Origin of the sequence: Streptomyces achromogenes subsp. achromogenes (assembly GCF_000720835.1) — a bacterium.
Classification (GTDB): Bacteria; Actinomycetota; Actinomycetes; order Streptomycetales; family Streptomycetaceae; genus Streptomyces; species Streptomyces achromogenes.
Genome location: NZ_JODT01000140.1, coordinates 1 through 263, shown reverse-complemented (window position 1 = coordinate 263; position 263 = coordinate 1). Strand labels below are relative to the sequence as shown.

Annotated in this window: 1 pseudogene; it reads left to right on the top strand. The window is 65.0% G+C overall.

Annotated elements, in window-relative coordinates:
* Positions 1–263: pseudogene (locus tag IH25_RS38305) on the top strand (transglycosylase family protein); the annotation flags it as partial.

The following is a 263-nucleotide window of genomic DNA, read 5'->3' as shown; positions in this document are numbered from 1 at the left end:
CAGCACGGGCACCGACTTCGCCAACCCGTCGAAGAAGTGGGACAACGTCTCCGCGAACATCGGTTCCTGGAACTGGGACCGCTCGAAGGTCACCTCGGGCGACTTCAACGGTGACGGCAAGGCGGATGTCGGAGTGCTGTACGACAACGGCCAGACCGAGGACAGCCGCAACAAGTCGGCGCTGTGGACCTTCACCAGCACGGGTTCCGACTTCGCCAACCCCTCCCGCAAGTGGGAGTCGGGCACGGGCAGCTGGAACGCCG